Annotated in this window: 17 protein-coding genes and 1 pseudogene; 12 read left to right on the forward strand and 6 right to left on the reverse strand. The window is 50.7% G+C overall.

Annotated features, from left to right (window positions below; genetic code table 11):
- Positions 1–8: 8 nt before the first annotated feature.
- The 8 genes from BZG79_RS01135 to BZG79_RS01170 all read left to right on the forward strand — a co-directional run bounded on the left by BZG79_RS01135 (position 9) and on the right by BZG79_RS01170 (position 9967).
- Positions 9–689: a phosphoglycolate phosphatase gene (locus BZG79_RS01135; RefSeq protein WP_025744260.1), complete on the forward strand. Its 681-nt coding sequence runs from the start codon at positions 9–11 to the stop codon at positions 687–689.
- A gap of 60 nt (positions 690–749) precedes the next feature.
- The gene (trpS, locus tag BZG79_RS01140; RefSeq protein ID WP_199877495.1) at positions 750–1763 is read left to right on the forward strand and encodes a tryptophan--tRNA ligase; all 1014 of its coding nucleotides are present in this window, start codon (positions 750–752) and stop codon (positions 1761–1763) included.
- 222 nt (positions 1764–1985) lie between these two features.
- Complete coding sequence (locus tag BZG79_RS01145; RefSeq protein ID WP_077773559.1) at positions 1986–4331, forward strand: ExeM/NucH family extracellular endonuclease; 2346 nt, start codon at positions 1986–1988, stop codon at positions 4329–4331.
- Positions 4332–4427: 96 nt separating this feature from the next.
- Positions 4428–5006, forward strand: coding sequence for an aminodeoxychorismate/anthranilate synthase component II (locus tag BZG79_RS01150; RefSeq protein WP_077461562.1), 579 nt, complete (start codon positions 4428–4430; stop codon positions 5004–5006).
- A gap of 406 nt (positions 5007–5412) precedes the next feature.
- Complete coding sequence (locus BZG79_RS01155) at positions 5413–6630, forward strand: aspartate aminotransferase family protein (protein WP_077773560.1); 1218 nt, start codon at positions 5413–5415, stop codon at positions 6628–6630.
- 29 nt (positions 6631–6659) lie between these two features.
- The gene (gene astA / locus BZG79_RS01160; RefSeq protein WP_077461564.1) at positions 6660–7682 is read left to right on the forward strand and encodes an arginine N-succinyltransferase; all 1023 of its coding nucleotides are present in this window, start codon (positions 6660–6662) and stop codon (positions 7680–7682) included.
- 1 nt (position 7683) lies between these two features.
- Positions 7684–9165, forward strand: coding sequence for a succinylglutamate-semialdehyde dehydrogenase (gene astD / locus BZG79_RS01165; protein ID WP_077773561.1), 1482 nt, complete (start codon positions 7684–7686; stop codon positions 9163–9165).
- A gap of 10 nt (positions 9166–9175) precedes the next feature.
- A complete protein-coding gene (locus tag BZG79_RS01170; RefSeq protein WP_077646906.1) occupies positions 9176–9967 on the forward strand; it encodes a DUF1338 domain-containing protein in 792 nt (263 codons plus the stop codon).
- A 117-nt stretch (positions 9968–10084) separates the two neighbouring features.
- Here BZG79_RS01170 and crp read toward each other — a convergent pair.
- From crp to BZG79_RS01200, 6 genes and pseudogenes are all read right to left on the reverse strand, one after another.
- Positions 10085–10591 (reverse strand): annotated as a pseudogene (crp, locus tag BZG79_RS01175) (cAMP-activated global transcriptional regulator CRP); the annotation flags it as partial.
- A 223-nt stretch (positions 10592–10814) separates the two neighbouring features.
- Positions 10815–11684, reverse strand: a complete 870-nt coding sequence (locus tag BZG79_RS01180) for a phosphoribulokinase (protein ID WP_025744265.1) — start codon at positions 11682–11684, stop codon at positions 10815–10817.
- 56 nt (positions 11685–11740) lie between these two features.
- A complete protein-coding gene (locus BZG79_RS01185; RefSeq protein ID WP_025744266.1) occupies positions 11741–11959 on the reverse strand; it encodes a YheU family protein in 219 nt (72 codons plus the stop codon).
- A gap of 147 nt (positions 11960–12106) precedes the next feature.
- Positions 12107–13075, reverse strand: a complete 969-nt coding sequence (locus tag BZG79_RS01190; protein WP_101494534.1) for a hydrolase — start codon at positions 13073–13075, stop codon at positions 12107–12109.
- Positions 13062–13541, reverse strand: a complete 480-nt coding sequence (locus tag BZG79_RS01195; RefSeq protein WP_108743209.1) for a TIGR02444 family protein — start codon at positions 13539–13541, stop codon at positions 13062–13064. The genes BZG79_RS01190 and BZG79_RS01195 overlap by 14 nt, the downstream gene beginning before the upstream one ends.
- A gap of 8 nt (positions 13542–13549) precedes the next feature.
- Positions 13550–15478, reverse strand: a complete 1929-nt coding sequence (locus tag BZG79_RS01200) for an ABC transporter ATP-binding protein (protein WP_077773563.1) — start codon at positions 15476–15478, stop codon at positions 13550–13552.
- Positions 15479–15671: 193 nt separating this feature from the next.
- Between BZG79_RS01200 and kefG the strand changes: the two genes are divergently transcribed.
- From kefG to slyD, 4 genes are read left to right on the forward strand one after another with little or no spacing between them, the layout of a single operon-like run.
- A complete protein-coding gene (gene kefG / locus BZG79_RS01205) occupies positions 15672–16256 on the forward strand; it encodes a glutathione-regulated potassium-efflux system ancillary protein KefG (RefSeq protein ID WP_077660307.1) in 585 nt (194 codons plus the stop codon).
- Positions 16246–18045: a glutathione-regulated potassium-efflux system protein KefB gene (kefB, locus tag BZG79_RS01210; protein WP_077679222.1), complete on the forward strand. Its 1800-nt coding sequence runs from the start codon at positions 16246–16248 to the stop codon at positions 18043–18045. The genes kefG and kefB overlap by 11 nt, the downstream gene beginning before the upstream one ends.
- A gap of 9 nt (positions 18046–18054) precedes the next feature.
- Complete coding sequence (locus BZG79_RS01215; protein ID WP_025744269.1) at positions 18055–18258, forward strand: YheV family putative zinc ribbon protein; 204 nt, start codon at positions 18055–18057, stop codon at positions 18256–18258.
- 50 nt (positions 18259–18308) lie between these two features.
- The gene (gene slyD / locus BZG79_RS01220) at positions 18309–18800 is read left to right on the forward strand and encodes a peptidylprolyl isomerase (RefSeq protein ID WP_077660305.1); all 492 of its coding nucleotides are present in this window, start codon (positions 18309–18311) and stop codon (positions 18798–18800) included.
- The last annotated feature ends 173 nt before the right edge of the window (positions 18801–18973 follow it).

An 18973-nucleotide genomic window follows, 5' to 3' on the forward strand; every position in this document is an offset into this window, starting at 1 on the left:
GAAGTCGTATGAGCCTGCGTTATATTGCATTTGATTTAGATGGCACCTTGGTTGATAGCGTGCCCGATTTGACCCAAGCGCTGCAGATGATGCTGGCGGATTTGGACCGGCCAACAGTGAGTGTAGCCGAGGTGACCGGTTGGATAGGGAATGGTGCGGATATTATGATTCGTCGCGCATTGTCCCGTGCGCATGATCATGATCCAGCGCTTGACCCTGAGCTGGTCGCAACTGCACGCACGCGTTTTAATTACCATTATGAGCACAATGGTCACGAAAAAACCGTGCTGTACCCTGGCGTGAAAGAGACCCTAACCGCATTGCACCAGCAGGGATATCAGCTGGGCGTCGTCACGAATAAACCGATCGCTTTCGTGCCCGCTATTTTAGAGGATTTAGGTTTAGCGCCCTTGTTCAGTGATGTGATTGGTGGTGATAGTCTGTCAACCAGCAAACCTGACCCAGAAGGCTTGCACCTGTTGCGCGATAAGCATGGGTTAACCAATGCCCAGATGTTGATGGTCGGTGACTCAAAAAATGATATCTTAGCAGCACACAATGCGGGAATGGCCTCCGTTGGCCTCACTTATGGCTACAACTACGGTGAGCCAATCAGTGACAGCCAACCTAGCTATGTACTGGACCATTTTAGCCAGCTAGAGGCAGTGGTGGCCAATTACTCCGCGTAACGCTTTTTACCAGCAAATAAGACCGCCCACACGGGCAACATGTAAAGGAACCGAATCATCATGAGTCAATCTTCGAAACCCATTGTATTGAGTGGTGTGCAGCCCTCAGGCGAGCTGAGTATTGGTAATTATCTGGGCGCGTTGCGTCAGTGGGAACAGATGCAAGATGATTATGATTGCCAGTACTGTGTGGTGGATTTGCATGCCATTACGGTTCACCAAGAGGCGGATGCCCTGCGCGAAGCGACTTTAGATGCGCTAGCGCTGTGTCTCGCGGTGGGAGTCAGTCCAGAAAAAAGCAACGTGTTTGTCCAGTCCCACGTGCCTGAGCATGCTCAACTCAGCTGGGTATTAAACTGCTACACCCAAATGGGTGAGTTGAATCGGATGACCCAGTTTAAAGATAAGTCGCAGCGCCATGCAGAGAACATTAACGCGGGATTGTTTAGTTATCCGGTATTGATGGCGGCAGACATTCTTTTGTATCAAACCAACCAAGTGCCGGTGGGTAACGATCAAAAGCAGCACCTTGAACTGGCGCGTGACGTTGCGACCCGTTTTAATAATCGCTATGGCGATGTGTTTGCTCTGCCTGAGCCTTACACACCCGATGTCAATGCGCGGGTGATGAGCCTGCAAGATCCGACCAAAAAAATGTCGAAATCTGACGATAACCGTAACAATGTGATCGGGCTGCTCGAGGATCCAAAAGCGATTGCGAAAAAAATCAAACGTGCGGTCACGGACTCAGAAGAGCCGCCGCGTGTCCGTTTTGATAGCGCACAAAAACCGGGTGTTTCCAACTTGCTTGGGTTATTGTCTGGGGCGACGGGTGAGTCAATTGATACGCTAGAAAAAGCGTATGAAGGCAAGATGTATGGCCACCTGAAAAAAGACACTGCAGACGCCGTCGTCGCGATGCTAGAGCCGTTGCAAGCGCGCTATCATGCGTTTCGAGCTGATCGCGCAATGCTCGATAGTGTGATGCAAAAAGGGGCGGCGCATGCCTCTGCACGGGCACAAGACACCTTACGCAAAGTCTATGATGCGGTCGGTTTTGTGCCACGTGTGTAGCACGCGTTTGTAATAGTACAAACCTGGTATAATCACAAAATAAGTAAGCAGCGGGCCAGTCTCGCTGCTTTTTTGATCAAGGCTGAACCGGCCTCTCACTTCTAACGAATTCATCAATAATCGCTAGCCTCGATGCGATTCATATCACGTCATATTCTGTATCTATCATGAATAATGCACCCGATTTTCGAGTAAACACTCAATTTACGTGAAGGAACAGGTATGAAAAAGCCATTGATGTGGTCGCCCCTTGCTTTGGTGCTGGCCGGCGTTGCACTGCCCGCGGCGGCAAAAGCCCCACCCACTGAAACTTATCAATGTGGTGTGACAACCCCAACCCCCATCTACGCGATTCAAGGTGACGGCGCGCGTAGCCCATTGGTTCGAGACGGGCAGTACCGCTCAGACAAAACTTATGCGGTACAAGGCATAGTCACTGCCGTTACCCAAGGCTTGTATAAAGGAGCCTGGATACAAGATCCGCAAGGCGATGGTAATCGTGCCACTTCCGATGGCTTATTTGTTTACTTGCGAGGCGCTGATGACCTCAACTTACAGCCCGGTGACACCTTATGTGCCAGTGGTTACATCAACGAGTATTACGGCCATACCCAACTGGGTGTTACCGATGAACAAGTGGCTAAGGGAGCACCTCAGGGGACGATTGCACCGACGGCACTCCGTGTCCAACCCGATGAGACTTTGCACGAGGCACTTGAGCGCTACGAAGGGATGTACGTCACCATGGACGCGGATAGCGATTTGGTGATCACGCGTAACTTTGGCTTTGACTACGATGCCTTCCGTAACAATATGGTGTTATCGCATCAATCCCCTTTATACAAACCCACGCAACAGTATCCCGCGTTAACGCCTGACGCTGAGGCATTAGCCGCGAAAAATAGCGATAACCAGCTGTATATCGAGAGCGATCAAAAAGCGAAAGACGGCAAGATCCCGTATTTTCCAGGCTTAGATGCCGAGCAGGGATATCTACGTATTGGCGATCGGGTCGAGCGTTTGAGCGGTGTTATGGGTTATAGCTACGACCAATACCGACTTGTTGCAACAAACACCATCACTGCCGGTGATATTGTGCACCAAAATGATCGTCAACCGGCACCGAATAACGTGCCTGGCGCTGACATTAAGGTGGCGAGTTTTAACGTACTTAACTATTTCACCAGCGCCAGTGCGGTCGGTGGCCCACTCAACGTGACCTGTGATGATCGTGCCGATGCCGATGCGAATCGTGGCTGTAACCGTGGGGCGAAAACGGCGGCTGAGTTTGGGTTGCAACGCACTAAAATTGTCAATGCACTCACCGCGATGGACGCTGACATTGTCGGTTTGATGGAAATTGAGAATAATGGCTTTGAGTCTGGCAGTGCCATTGCTGATCTGGTGACCCATTTAAATGCGCAATTTGCTGACTCGCGTGATCATTACCAATTTGTCGAACCCAGTGACCAAGAGAAAAATCAGGGCGCCTATTTTGGCTCAGATGCCATCATGGTAGGCATGATTTATCGCCCCGCGAAGGTCAATCTCGCAGGTGAGGCGCAAGCGGTACCCATGCCAGAGCAGCATATCAGCGGCGAAAGTCCAGACGGAGAAACCAAGACACTCGACAAATACCAGCGTGATAGCCTAATTCAACGTTTTATGGTTAATGACCAGCCGCTCAGTGTGGTGGTGAATCACTTTAAATCGAAAGGCTCAGGCTGCTATGAAGACTGGATTGCGGGTGAGTTTGATACTGATACCGCGGATATGCAGGGACACTGCAATGCGTTTCGCGTGTCTGCCGCCGTTGCATTGCGTGACCATCTCAAAGCGGTCGACGGTGACGTATTAATTTTGGGTGATCTCAATGCTTATGCGCAAGAAGATCCGGTGCGGGTGCTAACGGATTATCAGCGTACTGAGGGCCAGCGCGATATTATCACCGCGGCGGGCACTGAAATTCGTGGTGTGCCTATGCATCCAACGCCAAGCGTCGTTGAGCAAGGTCTTGGTTATACCAACCTCGCAACGCAGTGGTTAGGAGATAAAGCCTACTCGTACTCATTTTCTGGGGAACTGGGCGCGTTAGATCATGCACTCGCCAATGCCAGTTTGGCGAGCAAAGTGGTCGGGGTGGAAGAGTGGCATATTAACTCGGTAGAGAGCACTCTGTTTGAGTACAGCCGACAATATAGCGGAGAATTGGTGAAATCGAGTAATCCATTCTCGTCATCCGATCACGATCCTGTGCTGATCTCACTCGATTATCCTGAGCCCGTGGTCCCCGTCTCGGTGACGATCAATAATCGCAGTTTCTTGCCTATTATCCCCTTACTTAATGGACAAAAAAGTCCGGATCATGCGTGGATGAAATGGCGCGCGACGCGCACCTTTGACCAGGCTAGCCCTTTAGTTCAATCCTTGGCGCTGCAGCCGGATGATTCGATAAGGGTATCCGTGAAAGCGCTAGGGTTGATCCCGGTTTACTGCGGCCGTGCACCTGCAGATAGCGCGATGACGGTTAAATACACCGGATTTCGCTGTCAGCTCACCCAGCCGTAAGCTTGTGGCGGGCAGCGAAGGTTGCTCGCACCTGGATGACGCCTATTCAGCACTGTGGTAGCATCATGCCGGTTTTCCATCGCATGGCGTAGCACAGTGCTTCTTATCATCGATAATTACGATTCCTTTACCTATAACCTTTATCAGTACTTTTGTGAGTTGGGCGCATCGGTCCATGTTGCGCGAAATGACGCCATTAGTGTGGCGGATATTGAGGTGATGGCTCCCTCGCACATCGTTATCTCCCCTGGCCCTTGTACCCCGGATGAAGCGGGGATTTCCTTAGCGGTGATTGCACACTTTGCCGGGAAAATTCCAATTTTAGGGGTCTGTCTTGGCTATCAGGCGCTGGCACAAGTATTTGGCGCGAACGTCGTGAGAGCTCGTACGGTAATGCATGGCAAAACGTCCCAAGTTACCCACCAAGGAGAAGGGGTCTTCGCTGGCCTGCCTAGCCCTGTCACTGTCACGCGTTATCATTCTTTATTAGTTGAACCTCAAAGCCTACCTCACTGTTTGGCCGTCACAGCGACCGCTATCGATAACGATGGCAGTGAGATTATAATGGCGCTCAAACATCGGCAGCTGGCGATTGAGGGGGTGCAATTTCATCCGGAAAGTATTCTGACGGAGCAGGGCCATGCCTTGTTAGCCAATTTTCTTCAACAATCTTAGGTAGCGGTGCGGACAGGTTAATATGTTCGTCTTTTGACGCTCTATCTGTGGCGGCCTCTATCGTGCAGCCTTTACCGTATGTCTTCCTTTCTTGAGTCTTTTTTTTCAGCAATGGTTGCAAAAAATAGCGATCTTTATCACTAATTTTACATTTCGCTGTTTTTAATCACTTTGTCAACGGCTGCAACCTTATGCAACTGTCGGTCTTTAGTCCGTTAATCTTGCCTTCTTAGCATCATAGCCTTACTCACTTTCATCTTCTCTTTGCTCACAGTTTATGCATAACTATCTCTTTAAACTGCATGAGCTTTGTTACCATGCTGAAAACAAAACATAATCTGCTATTGCTGCGGTTAAAATAATGTAAATACTATGCCTCATAGATAAAACATAGAAGGATTGAGTGATGACAATGGAGCACAAAGTAGAACGTAAACTCTTCGATGAAGTCATGGTGCCATGTTACAACCCAATGCCGATGATTCCTGATCACGGTAAAGGGTCGCGCATTTGGGACCAAGAAGGCCGAGAGTATATCGATTTTGCCGGTGGTATCGCGGTGAGCTGTTTAGGCCATTGTCATCCGGTTATGGTTGATGCGTTAACCGAGCAAGCCCAGAAGCTGTGGCATTTGAGTAATGTCATGACCAATGCGCCCGCGTTGCGTCTGGCTAAACGCCTCACCGAACTCTCATTTGCCGACCGCGTGTTTTACGCTAACTCGGGCGCTGAAGCGAACGAAGCGGCCCTGAAACTGGCACGTCGTTGGGCAAAAGAAGAACATGGTGAGCATAAAAGTGAAATCATTGCCTTTACCAAAGGCTTCCATGGTCGCACCTTCTTTACTGTCACCGTAGGTGGTCAGCCCGCGTATTCCGATGGCTTTGGACCCAAACCCGGCGATGTAACACACCTTCCTTACAATGACATTGCCGCATTGGCCGATCATATTTCGGACCGAACCTGCGCGGTGATGATGGAGCCTTTACAAGGTGAAGGTGGGATTGTGCCGCCAGAGCCAGGTTTTCTCCAAGCCGTGCGTGAACTGTGTGATAAACACAATGCGCTTTTAGTGTTTGATGAAGTACAAACGGGGAACGGGCGCACCGGTACTTTTTATGCTTATCAAGAGTCTGGGGTCGAGCCCGATATATTGGCCACCGCAAAATCACTGGGTGGCGGGATCCCAATTGGTGCCATGTTAACGACCGACGCCTTGGCTGCGCATATGAAGCCGGGGGTTCATGGCTCTACTTATGGCGGTAATCCACTGGCCTGTGCGGTGGCAGAAGCGGTGGTTAATGAAGTGACCAAACCCGACGTGCTTGCCGGTGTCATAGAGCGTGAGCAATGGTTCCGTGACGGGTTAGAAGCGATCAATGATAAATATGGCATCTTCAGTGAAGTGCGTGGCAAAGGCTTGTTACTCGGTGCGGCACTGAACCAAGACTGGGAAGGCCGAGCACGCGATATCTTGGTTGCGGCAGGCGAAGAAGGCTTATTGGTTCTCGTTGCCGGGCCTAATGTGGTGCGTTTTACTCCCTCACTGGTCATTACCAAAGCGGATATTGAAGAAGGAATGGCACGCCTAGAATGTGCGATTGCCAAGGTCGTCGCAGGATAAGCGACCTGACTCACTCGGAGGGATTTGAGATGTTAGTTATTCGGCCGATCCGTGCATCAGATTTTGATGCACTGATGTTGTGTGCGGAAGCGTCCGGGCATGGATTTACCTCCTTGCCGGTCGATGCCGATTTGCTACAGGGGCGGATTAATAATTCGCTTGAGAGTTTTGCCAAACAGGTGACAGAGCCGGGGCCAGAGGGATATCTGATGGTCGCCGAAGATTTAGAAACCGGTGAAATCGCAGGGACCACGGGCATCGAAGCCGCCATTGGTCTTGATAACCCGTTTTATAGTTACCATCTGACCAAGGTGGTACATTCATCACGCAAACTGAACGTGCACAACATTGTTGAAGTGTTGACCTTTGGCAACAACTACACGGGGGCGACAGAAATCTGCACCCTGTTTATGCGTCCAGAGTTTCGTGGCGGGTTAAACGGTAAGTTATTGTCTAAATGCCGCTTCCTAATGCTGGCGCAATTTCCAGAGCGCTTCGCTGACGTGGTGTTTGCCGAAATGCGCGGTGTGTCGGATGACGAGGGCAACTCGCCATTTTGGCAGTGGCTAAAAGACAACTTTTTTAACATTGACTTTACCTTGGCGGATTATCTCACCGGGATTGGTGCCAAAGGGTTTATTGCCGACTTAATGCCTAAATTGCCGATTTATGTGAGCCTACTGAGTGAGGAAGCTCGTGCAGTTATCGGTCAAGTGCACCCGAATACCCGTCCAGCATTACGCTTGTTGGAAAAAGAGGGCTTTTCTTGCCGTGGTTATGTCGACATCTTTGATGCGGGCCCAACGGTAGAATGCTTACGCCCCAATATTGAGTCTGTACGTCACTCTTTCACCGCCTCAGCGCGCGTAAGAGAGCACAGTAGCGCGCAGGATTATTTAATATCGAATACCGATTTTGCTGGCTTCCGTGCCACCGCGGCGAAAGCTGCGATCGATCACGAAACCAATCAAGTTGTGATTAGCCCAGCGGTTGCCGATGCATTGAATGTAAAAAACGGCGATCAACTGCGTTTGATTGCCATGGGGGGATAAAATGACAAAGCAATCAGCAGGCCATTTGATTGATGGCGAGTGGGTGAAAGGCGAGGGCGAGATCATGACCTCGCAAAACCCCTTTGATAGTCAATGTATTTGGCAAGGTGCAGAAGCGAGTCGTTCGCAAGTGGAGCAAGCGGTCAGCGCCGCACGCGACGCGTTTTTGCGTTGGCGTAATACCGATTTTTCTGAGCGCCAAGCGCTGGTGGAACGCTTTGCCGAGATAGTGAAAGCCAATACCGATGAACTGGCTCGGGTCATTGCCGAAGAAACGGGCAAACCCTTGTGGGAAACCAAAACCGAAGTCGGGGCCATGGTAGGCAAAGTGGCGATCTCCTTGCGCGCGTACCACGAAAGAACAGGCTCACGTGAAAAAGACGTCAATGGCACCCAAGCGGTATTACGCCATCGTCCACTTGGCGTTATGGCGGTATTCGGGCCTTACAATTTCCCTGGGCATCTACCTAATGGCCACATTGTTCCAGCTTTATTGGCGGGCAACAGCGTAGTATTTAAACCCTCTGAGCTGACGCCAAAAGTCGCAGAGAAGACCTTGGGCTATTGGCTCGAAGCGGGATTACCGCAAGGACTGATCAGCCTGGTACAAGGTGGACGCAATACCGGCGAGGCGCTGGCCCAAGCGCGCGGTATTGACGGTTTATTGTTTACCGGTAGCGCCAATACGGGGCATATTCTTCATCGTCAGTTTGCTGGCCAGCCCGATAAAATGCTGGCGCTGGAAATGGGGGGCAATAACCCCTTGGTGGTGAGTGATCAGTTCGGTGATTTAGACGCCACGGTATACACCATTATTCAATCGGCCTACCTCAGTGCCGGTCAGCGGTGTACGTGTGCACGCCGCCTACTGCTGCCTGAGGGAGAAGTGGGTGACAAGATCTTGACTCGCCTAGCACAATGGACCAAAACCGTGCGAGTGGGCGGCCAGTTTGATGATCCCGCGCCTTTCATGGGCGCCCAAATTTCAATGGCTGCCGCCGAGGGGATTTTGGCCACACAGCAGAAATTGATCGATCTGGGAGCTACCCCCGTCATAGAGTGCGAGCATTTACACGATGCGGTGATTTCTCCAGGGATTTTAGATGTGAGTGGCATTCAAGCGTTACCCGACGAAGAGTATTTCGGTCCGCTACTACAAGTGCAGCGCTATCAGGATATGGCTGATGCGATCACGAAGGCGAATGATACCCGCTATGGTTTGTCGGCAGGCCTTATCAGTGAAGACGAGGGCGAATGGCAATACTTTCTCGATCATATTCGCGCAGGGATTGTGAATCGTAATCGTCAGTTGACAGGGGCAAGCGGTGATGCGCCATTTGGCGGGCCAGGTGCGTCGGGTAATTTACGTCCAAGCGCTTACTATGCCGCCGATTATTGCGCTTATCCCATGGCATCAATGGAAGGGGATCAGGTGGTACTGCCTGAGACGTTCGCCCCCGGTATTCCGACTCAACAAGATTAAGGAGACCAACATGGACAGTGGCCAAGCGTTATTCGATAAATTATGGCAAGACTATATTAACCGTCTTTGCCCATCGGCACATCAGGTACATGCCTTGCTCGAAGAAGGGCAGCCTTTAATCAATGATCATATTGCCTTGCGGACATTTGGTTTGCCCAAGGTTGGGCTTGAGGTCTTGGCGCGCCCCTTCCTGGCGCTAGGCTATCAGCAAAAAGGGGACTATACCTTTGAAGCGAAAAAGCTCAATGCCTGCCATTTCGAGCACCCCGATCCTTTGATGCCGAAAGTGTTTATCAGTGAATTGATGGTCGAGCAATGCTCGCCTGCGCTGCAAGCCATTGTTCACAAGCTGGTGGCACAAGTCGATGCGTCGTCACTAACAGGGAGCGATTTTCTGCATCAGGGGCGGCTTTGGGACATCGATAGTGCCACCTATCAAGCGCTTGCTGAGGAGAGTGAATACGCGTCCTGGGTAGCCGCGCACGGTTATGGCGCGAATCATTTCACAGTGAGTGTCAATCAGTTAAAGGCTCATGATCATTGCCAATCGGTTAATCAAAAGCTGCGAGACAATGGCTTTGCAATTAACGAAGCGGGTGGGGAAGTAAAAGGGGACGCATCCGTTTATCTGGAGCAATCCTCCACCATGGCTGACCGTGTCCCTGTTGTTTTCTCTGATGGCACGCAAACCATTCCAGGTGGGTTTTATGAGTTTGCTAAGCGTTATGTGTTGCCCAACGGTGAGTTGTACCAGGGGTTTGTTGCCGCTTCAGCGGATAAAATTTTTGAGAGCACGCACTAACAAATAGTGGATATAACGAGGCCTAAACGGTTAAGGAAGAGTTCGCTCTTCCTTTTTTTTGTTTTAAAAAGAAAAACCGACGCCAGGCGTCGGTTGGGAATACAGAGAGCGCTGTGATTAGCGGGTACCGTATACCACGATGGTTTTACCATGGGCTGAAATAAGATTTTGCTCTTCCAGCATTTTAAGAATACGCCCCACGGTTTCACGCGAGCAGCCAACGATTTGGCCAATTTCTTGACGTGTGATCTTAATTTGCATGCCATCAGGGTGCGTCATGGCATCGGGTTGCTTCGCTAAATTCAACAAGGTTTGCGCAATACGGCCCGTGACGTCCAGGAAGGCAAGATCCCCCACTTTTTGGCTGGTCACTTGCAAACGGCGCGCCATTTGTGAGGACAAACGCATTAATATATCAGGGTTAACCTGGATCAGTTGGCGGAACTTTTTGAATGAGATTTCTGCCACTTCACAAGGAGACTTAGCCCGAACCCAAGCGGTACGCTCCTGATCATCTTCGAAAAGGCCTAGCTCACCGATGAAATCACCTTGGTTAAGATAAGACAGGATCATTTCCTTGCCTTCTTCATCTTTGATTAGAACGGCGACAGACCCTTTCACGATCCCGGCAACAACGTCCTATCTTTGTCTGAGGGGTAACCCACCAGATCTATGCACAGAATACGAAGTCTGGGCGCGGGCTACAAGCTCACTGTATGTTAACAAGAGTGTATCTTTTTTTGTTAGCAATTTCTTGATTTTGATCTAGGCCAACCGCCTAAAAATCTGGCAAAAACGTGGCTAAGATCACGGCTTGAGAAGTAATACACGATAGATGCGCTACGCCCTAGCCAATCTTGCCTTTTTCGATTAGCTGCTGAATCAATGGACGGATGATAAGTTCCATCGCAAAGCCCATCTTACCGCCTGGCACGACGAGTGTATTATGCCGTGACATAAAAGACCCCGTGATCATTTGCAGCAGATAAGGAAAGTCGACGTTTTTCATCCCTCGAAAGCGGATCACCACAAAGCTCTCATCCAACGAAGGAATGCCTTTGGCGTTCAGTGGGTTGGAGGTATCGACCGTCGGCACCCGTTGAAAGTTAATGTGAGTGCGTGAGAATTGCGGCGTAATATAATGCAAATAATCGTCCATCGACCGCACAATCGAGTCGGTGACCGCTTCGCGTGAGTGGCCCCTATCGCGGGTATCGCGGACAAACTTCTGAATCCACTCAAGGTTGACGATCGGGACCATACCAATCAATAGGTCGACATGTTGGGCGACATTGACCTCACCATCAACCACACCGCCGTGCAAGCCTTCGTAAAATAGTACGTTGGTATTGTCGGGTAAATCCTGCCATGGTGTGAAGGTCCCTGGCATTTGATTGTAGGGCACCGCTTCGTCAAAGGTATGCAAGTAGCGGCGATATTTGCCTGTGCCGAGTTCACCGTACTCACGGAAAAACTGCTCTAATCGCGGAAAATCATTGGCGGTGGGGCCAAAGTAACTAATGTGCCGTCCTTGCTCACGTGCTTTACGGATCTCGACGTCCATTTCCGGTCGCGTAAAGCGATGGAAACTGTCCCCTTCTAGCCACGCCGCTTTGATGTTCATCATCTGGAACATCTTACGGAATGCTTCGGATGTGGTGGTGGTCCCTGCTCCTGAAGAGCCGGTGACCGCGATGATTGGATGTTTAGCCGACATGACGCGCCCTGTCATTCAGTCTGAATGTGTATCGCTGTTTATTGCGTACAGCGATGCTAAGATCTGAGTGCTTCTTTACGACGAATATCCACTGTCTCGTGCAACTCAGAATACACAATCACGGCGTCGCCGGATTGCAGTTGTTGGCGAACATCCGCCACTTTTTGTGCAAAGCTGACTTCCTGCTCACCATAATCGGTTCCTTCCCGTAACACAAAGTGCTCGATTAAACGAGTCAGTGTTTCCTCAGGGACCGATTGCCAAGGAACCATCATACTACATCACCTTTTGTTGATTTATGGCTGAGACGTTAGGGTGCTTGATGCTGATCTTGTGAATCAGCTCGCATTTTACCCAATCATTCAACACAATGCAGTAGATCAATGTGCGTCGGTCTTTTTTGCTTTGCGTGGCGTCCTTTTTTAACGGGACGAGCAAAGGCGTGAGGCTAACCAGTGAGGCACCGACTGCTCCAGCCAGAACTGTGGCTGGCGCCAACTGCCGGTAACAAAACCAACATGCCCACCATGTTCGCTCAGTTGATAGTCAATATTCGCGGGCAGAGGCGAGGTTGGGATCACTGCGTCGGTCATAAAGGGATCGTCTTTCGCATGGATAATCGCAAGTGGGACCGTAATAGCGTCAAGGACAGATAAACCACTACAGCTTTGATAGTAGTGTTGAGCATCGTCAAAGCCATGCAGCGGTGCGGTGACCGTTTGATCAAACTCGAACAGAGTTTTAATCTTTGGCCGCTCCCCAGCATGCCACCGACCCACTTTTTGGTGTCGGGTAAGTTTTTCCGATAAGGTTTGTCGCATCGACCGTAGCAAATACGCTTGATAAACACGGGAAAACCCTTGTTGAATACGGGTCGAGCACGCCGCTAAATCGAGCGGGGGAGAAATAGCACAACCACAACTGACAATCGGATCATGCTGATAGTCGGCCAGGTAGCGCACCAACATGTTTCCTCCCAAAGAGACTCCCACAGCGGCAATCTCATTGTTCGGGTAGGTCTGGCGTAAATAGGTCAAAAATGCCCGAGCGTCCTCCGTTTCGCCGGAATGATAAGTCCGCGGCGCGCGATTAAGACGGCCACTGCAACCGCGAAAATGCATCACCACACCGCACCAGCCTTGCTGTTTAAAAGCGGCCAATAATCCATTGGCATAAGGGCTATCAAAGCTTCCTGCCAGGCCATGAAACAAGACAATAATAGGCTGTCCTACCTCGGGATGATGCGTCCATGCAAGATCGACAAAGTCACCGTCAGGCAGATCAAACGCTTGCCAAATAGGCGCAAAAAGCGGTTGCCGGCGCAGCAGGCGTGGCAGTAAGGTTTGCAGATGCGCATTACGGGCAGTTGGAATGGGGTTAAAGGGTGTCATCATCGTCTGCTCCATCCTCTTTTGTAGGCCGGTCTACCCGTAGTGGTGTATAGAGATTACGGGCAGAGGGGGATAGCTGGCGGCAATAATAGGCCRAGGGAGACGCGGCTTGTGTGAGCCAGGATTGACGATTAAGCACTTCAATCAAGTCTTGTTGCTGGAACTTTTCTAAACTGAGTTCAAAGTTGAGCATTTTTTTATATTGGCCGGTGCCCACGCGTGGCTTGAGATCGCGTCTTAGATGGCGATAAGCGATCAGCAAATGTTCAGACCGGCTCAAGGCGTGCTTAAGCTGGGTGAGGCTCTCGGGGCTAAGCCCGTAACCGTGGCTTTCAATCCAAGCGAGCAACAAAGCAAGGTTCACATTGCCTTGGTGCTCGTCTTGTAATTTAAGGCAGGCTTGTTTGACCTCTTGCTTAGCATAGTGGTGCAAACAAAACTGCCAAAGATCGGCGGCGTTTGCCATCCCAGGCGTTAGTGTTGGTTGAATGTCGCCTCCAGGGCTTCTAGCGCTTCTTGTTGCTCCATCCATTCTTGTTCCACCTCTTCGAGCGTCGACTTTGCATCGGCTTGGCGTTGCAATTGCTCCGTTAAACGGGCTTTGTTGTCACTCTGGTAAATAGCGGGATCCGCTAATTGGTTTTCTGCTTCTGCGATAATGGCAGAAAGTTGTTCGATCTTTGTGTCTAAATGGTCAATTTTTTTTCGTAGTGGTGCCGTTTGTTTTCGGCATTCGGCTTCACGACGCTTTTGTGCTTTTCGATCTAACTGTGTTTGCTGTGGGGCAAGCTTTTCGTCTGCGGCTTGCTTTTTGTTTTCCGCACGATCAGCGCGTTGTTGTTCGGTCAGCCAGCGGTGATAGTCGTCTAAGTCGCCATCAAAGGGTAGCACTGCGCCCTTGTCCACCAAATACAAGTCATCGGCTGTCGCACGCAATAAAAAGCGATCGTGGCTGACGATCACCATCGCGCCCTCATAGGATTGCAATGCGAGCGTTAACGCTTGGCGCATGTCGAGATCCAAATGGTTAGTCGGTTCATCTAACAATAACAAGTTCGGTTTTTGCCAAACTAACAATGCAAGGACTAAACGTGCTTTTTCGCCGCCAGAAAAAGGGCCAATGTTTTCCAATGCTTTGTCACCTTGAAAGCCAAACCGTCCGAGAAAATCACGCAGGGTTTGCTCGGCAGTGGTCGGTGCTAAGCGATTTAGATGCTGGAGCGGCGTTTCATCGATACGTAAGGTATCGAGTTGATGCTGGGCAAAATAACCTATTTTCACCCCTTGAGAGTAGCTTAGCTCGCCAGCCATCGCCGGCAAATCGCCCGACAATAACTTGATCAGCGTTGATTTGCCCGCGCCGTTACGCCCTAACAGGCCAATGCGCGCCCCAGGCACTAAGTTAAGACGAATGTTCTCGATAATTGGCGTTTTGTTATAGCCAGCGGCCACCTTATCCATCATAAGAATGGGAGTGGGCAATGCATCAGGGGGTAAAAAGGTAAAGCTAAACGGATTATCGTATTGAGCCGGTAGCACCTTTTCCATGCGTTCCAGCGCTTTTATCCGACTTTGCGCTTGGCGGGCTTTGCTGGCTTTGTATCGGAAACGGTCAATGTAGGATTGCATGTGAGCAACTTGCTTTTGTTGCTTCTCATATTGCGCTTGCTGTTGTGCTAACTTTTGCGCGCGCATGCTTTCAAAATCCGAGTAGTTACCGGTGTATTCATTCAGCTTGGCGTGCTCAATATGAATGATACGATTGACCACAGGATCAAGAAAATCACGGTCGTGTGAGATTAAGACCAAGGTTCCCGGGTACTGCTGCAACCATTTTTCTAGCCACATCACTGCGTCCAAATCGAGGTGGTTGGTGGGCTCGTCGAGTAGCAGTAAATCTGAGCGACATAACAAAGCTTGTGCCAAGTTAAGTCGCATGCGCCAGCCCCCAGAGAACTGCGTTAATGACCAATGGATTTGCGTCTGACTGAACCCCAAGCCATCCAGCAAGCTTGCGGCGCGCGCTTCTATGGTATAGCCGCCAATCGCATCGAGCTTATCGTGTAACAACGCCACTGCATTGCCATCATCGTTGGCTTCGGCGTTACGCAGCGCGTCTTGCAGCTCACGGTATTCGGTATCGCCATCAATCACATATTCCAGCGCACTTTTATCCAATGCGGGGGTTTCTTGTGCGACCCAAGCCACTTGCCATTGACTGGGGTAATCATAGTGCCCTGCATCAAGCGAAAGTTGGTGGCGTAGCAAGGCAAACAGGCTGGACTTGCCACAGCCATTTTTACCCACCAAGCCGACTTTGTCGCCGGGTGCGATGATGGCAGAGGTGTGGTCAAGCAGGGGCTTACCACCACGAAGCAATTGAATGTCGGAGAAGCGAATCATGATTACTCAGTCTGTCTTGGGTTGATGGATGCACGTTGCGCGGTCGTTATACCAGCTTGATGCGGAGATTGCCAAATTCCACCCCGTGGCGCGAGTGGTTAGACAGGGGGGTGGCCTTTTTGTATGTTAAAGTTAAAAACATGGCATAAAGAACAGATTGCGTGCTTGGCCAATCATAACGACAAGGAAGCGTATGCCTCAAGATAAGAAGGACAACCCACGCCCTCCCAAGGTGCTTGTTATTGTGGCGCATCCTGATCCGGATGAATCGGTCGCCAATCGCCGATTACTCGAATCGATACGCCCGCTGGCGAATGTCACTGTGCATGATATTTACGCCGCTTATCCGGATTTTGTGGTGGATGTCCATCACGAGCGTGCGTTGGTGACTGACGCCGATGTGTTGGTGTTTCAACACCCCCTACAGATGTACTCATGCCCGGCGTTATTGAAAGAGTGGATTGATGTGGTGCTCGGAAAAGGCTTTGCTCATGGGCAAGGGGGAGATGCGTTAGCGGGAAAAACATGTCGTTTTGTGGTCACCACAGGTGGAGCAGCAGAAGCGTTCAGTAAAATCGGCTACAACAAATATTCCATGGAGGAGTTATTGCAACCTTTTGAACTGACGGCGGCGTTATGCCGCATGCACTGGGTCTCACCTTTAGTTCTTCACTGGGCGCGCCGCGTCACCGATGCTGATCGCAATGCCTTTGCTGAACTCTATGCGGACTGGTTGGCTAACCCTTTAGCGAAGCAGGAGGCACATCGTGGATCATAGCTTTCTGCTCATTGCGTTTATCTTTTTATTGGCAGCCGTGATTGCGGTGCCTTTGGCGCAGCGTTTGGGGATGGGCTCGGTGCTTGGCTACTTGGTAGCAGGCATTGTGATTGGCCCTTGGGGGCTGGGTTTAATCGATGATGTCGACTCAACCCTGCATTTTGCCGAATTTGGTGTGGTGCTGCTGCTGTTTTTGATTGGCTTGGAGCTTAACCCTAAAAAGCTATTGAAAATGTGGCGCCCCATTATCGGCCTTGGTGGTAGCCAAGTGGTGCTGACCGGGGTCGTGATAGGGGCATTAAGTGTCTTCGCTGGGCTCACGTTGCCACAAGGCGTGGTGATCGGGGCGGGGCTGGCACTTTCTTCTACCGCGATTGCGATGAAAATCATCGAAGACCAACGCTTAATGCGCAGCGAAACCGGACAATCTGGATTTGCCGTTTTATTATTTCAAGATATCGCCGTGATCCCGATACTGGCTGTGATCCCAGCGTTGGCCGGTGGCAGTGCAGGCAGTTGGTTTGATGTCCTCTGGATGTTTTTAGGCATTGGCGCTCTCTTGGCCGGCGGTCACTTTTTCTTGCGCCCTATTTTTCGTCTGATCGCGATGAGTGGCGTCACCGAGTTGTTTAATGTCACCGCGCTTGCCTTGGTCATCGGGATTGCATTGGCCATGCAAAGCCTTGGTCTATCGATGGCGCTGGGGGCGTTTTTAGCCGGGGTGTTGTTGGCTGAGAGTGAATACCGCCATGAGCTTGAGACGGCAATTGAGCCCTTTAAGGGTTTATTACTCGGGCTGTTTTTTATAGCGGTCGGGATGACGGTCGACTTAGGGCTTTTACTGGAATATCCCTGGGCGATCATCGGTGCCGTGGCTGCGTTAGTCGGTGGTAAAGCCTGCTTACTGTATGGACTGGCGCGTGCGTTTGGTGTCGCGCCCAAGGCGCGCAGTCAAATGGCGGTATTGCTCAGTCAGGGGGGAGAGTTTGCCTTTGTGATTTTCACTGCCGCGCGTAGCCAAGGGCTACTGGATAAAGAATTAAATGCCTTTTTGCTTGTGGTCGTGAGCTTGTCGATGATGACTACGCCGTTAATTCTCTCGCTCCAGCAGCGTTGGTTTGCGCGTACTTTTAACGAGCCTGAATCCTTGCCTCCGCAAGCGCCATTCACTGAGACTGACTCGCGAGTCATCATTGCCGGATTTGGTCGGTTTGGTCAGGTAGTCGGTCGCTTGATGTTCGCCAATAAAATTGGGGTGACCATCCTGGAACGTGATCCGACTCAAATCAAGTTACTACGCCGCTATGGCTACGAAGTGTATTATGGTGATGCTACGCAGCTCGATTTATTACGTGCCGCTGGTGCAAAGACGGCTGAAGCGATCGTGATTTGTACCGATTCGCCAGACGAAGTGATGGAGATTGTTGATCTTTGTGCCCATCACTTCCCTAATCTTAAAGTAATGGCGCGTGCGCGTAGTCGTGTCGAGGCGTATCAGTTGATGGCGCACGGTGTCGAGCAGTTTTCTCGGGAAACCTTTTTGGGCGCGCTGGATCTTGGGCGGCAAACGTTAGAGTCCCTAGGTATGCACCCGTACAAAGCGAAACGCGCAGAAATATTGTTCCGTAAACTCGACATGCGGGTGCTGGAAGATTTATTGCCTCAGCACAGTCAAGATGTCGCGACCGCATCACGAGTCAAAGAAGCGCGCAAAGAGTTGGAAGAAATTTTTGACCGAGAGATGCGCGGTGATAGTGAGCGGCATCAAAGTTGGAATCGAGACGAATAAGGTGTTGATGTGAAAAAACGTTTTATCGCAGGCGCTGCCTGTCCGTCGTGCCAACAACGCGATACATTGCGAGTGTGGCGTGAGAATAACATTGACAAAGTGGAATGTGTCAGCTGCGATTACCATGATAGTCGGTTACCGGAATCGGCACAACAGTCACACTCTGGCGCCGAGTCGGCAGAGAATGTCATTGGGATCTTTAAACCGGAGTAGGGGATCCGTTATCATCGGCAGTCCATTTACCTTCCGGTCTCGGAGCGAGCATGAAAATTGCAAAAGATGTGGTAGTCAGCCTGGCTTACCAAGTAAAAAATGAAGACGGTGCACTTGTTGATGAATCAACAGCACAAGAGCCTCTCCAATACCTACACGGTCATCGTAACTTGATCGTCGGACTTGAGAGCGCGCTGGAAGGCCGTGAAAAAGGCGAGAACTTTGAAGTGACGGTAGGCCCAGACGAAGCTTACGGTGATTACCAAGAAGCCATGGTACAACGTGTACCGGCTAACGTGTTCCAAGGCGTCGATCAAGTTGAAGTTGGTATGCGTTTTATGGCTGAAACCGACCAAGGCCAGATCCCAGTCGAAGTGACTGAGGTTGAAGGTGATGAAGTTGTTGTTGATGCCAACCACATGCTTGCAGGCCAAACCCTGTCCTTCTCAGTGGAAATCGTTGATGTGCGTGAAGCCACTGAAGACGAGCTTTCACACGGGCACATTCACCAAGACGGTGAAGAATGTGGCCACGACCACTAATCACGACGATAGATAAGTGGTAATGAGTACCATCGAATAAAAGGCGCCGTTTGGCGCCTTTTTTTTATTTGGCCGTCGTGACCGCGCGCTAATCGTCACGCATACGGTGTGGTTTCAATAATGCGGGGGGGGTGTTTCTTCAGCTTGGCTAGCAATATTCTCTGGCTCAACAT

Origin of the sequence: Salinivibrio sp. MA427 (genome assembly GCF_001996115.1) — a bacterium.
GTDB lineage: Bacteria > Pseudomonadota > Gammaproteobacteria > Enterobacterales > Vibrionaceae > Salinivibrio > Salinivibrio costicola.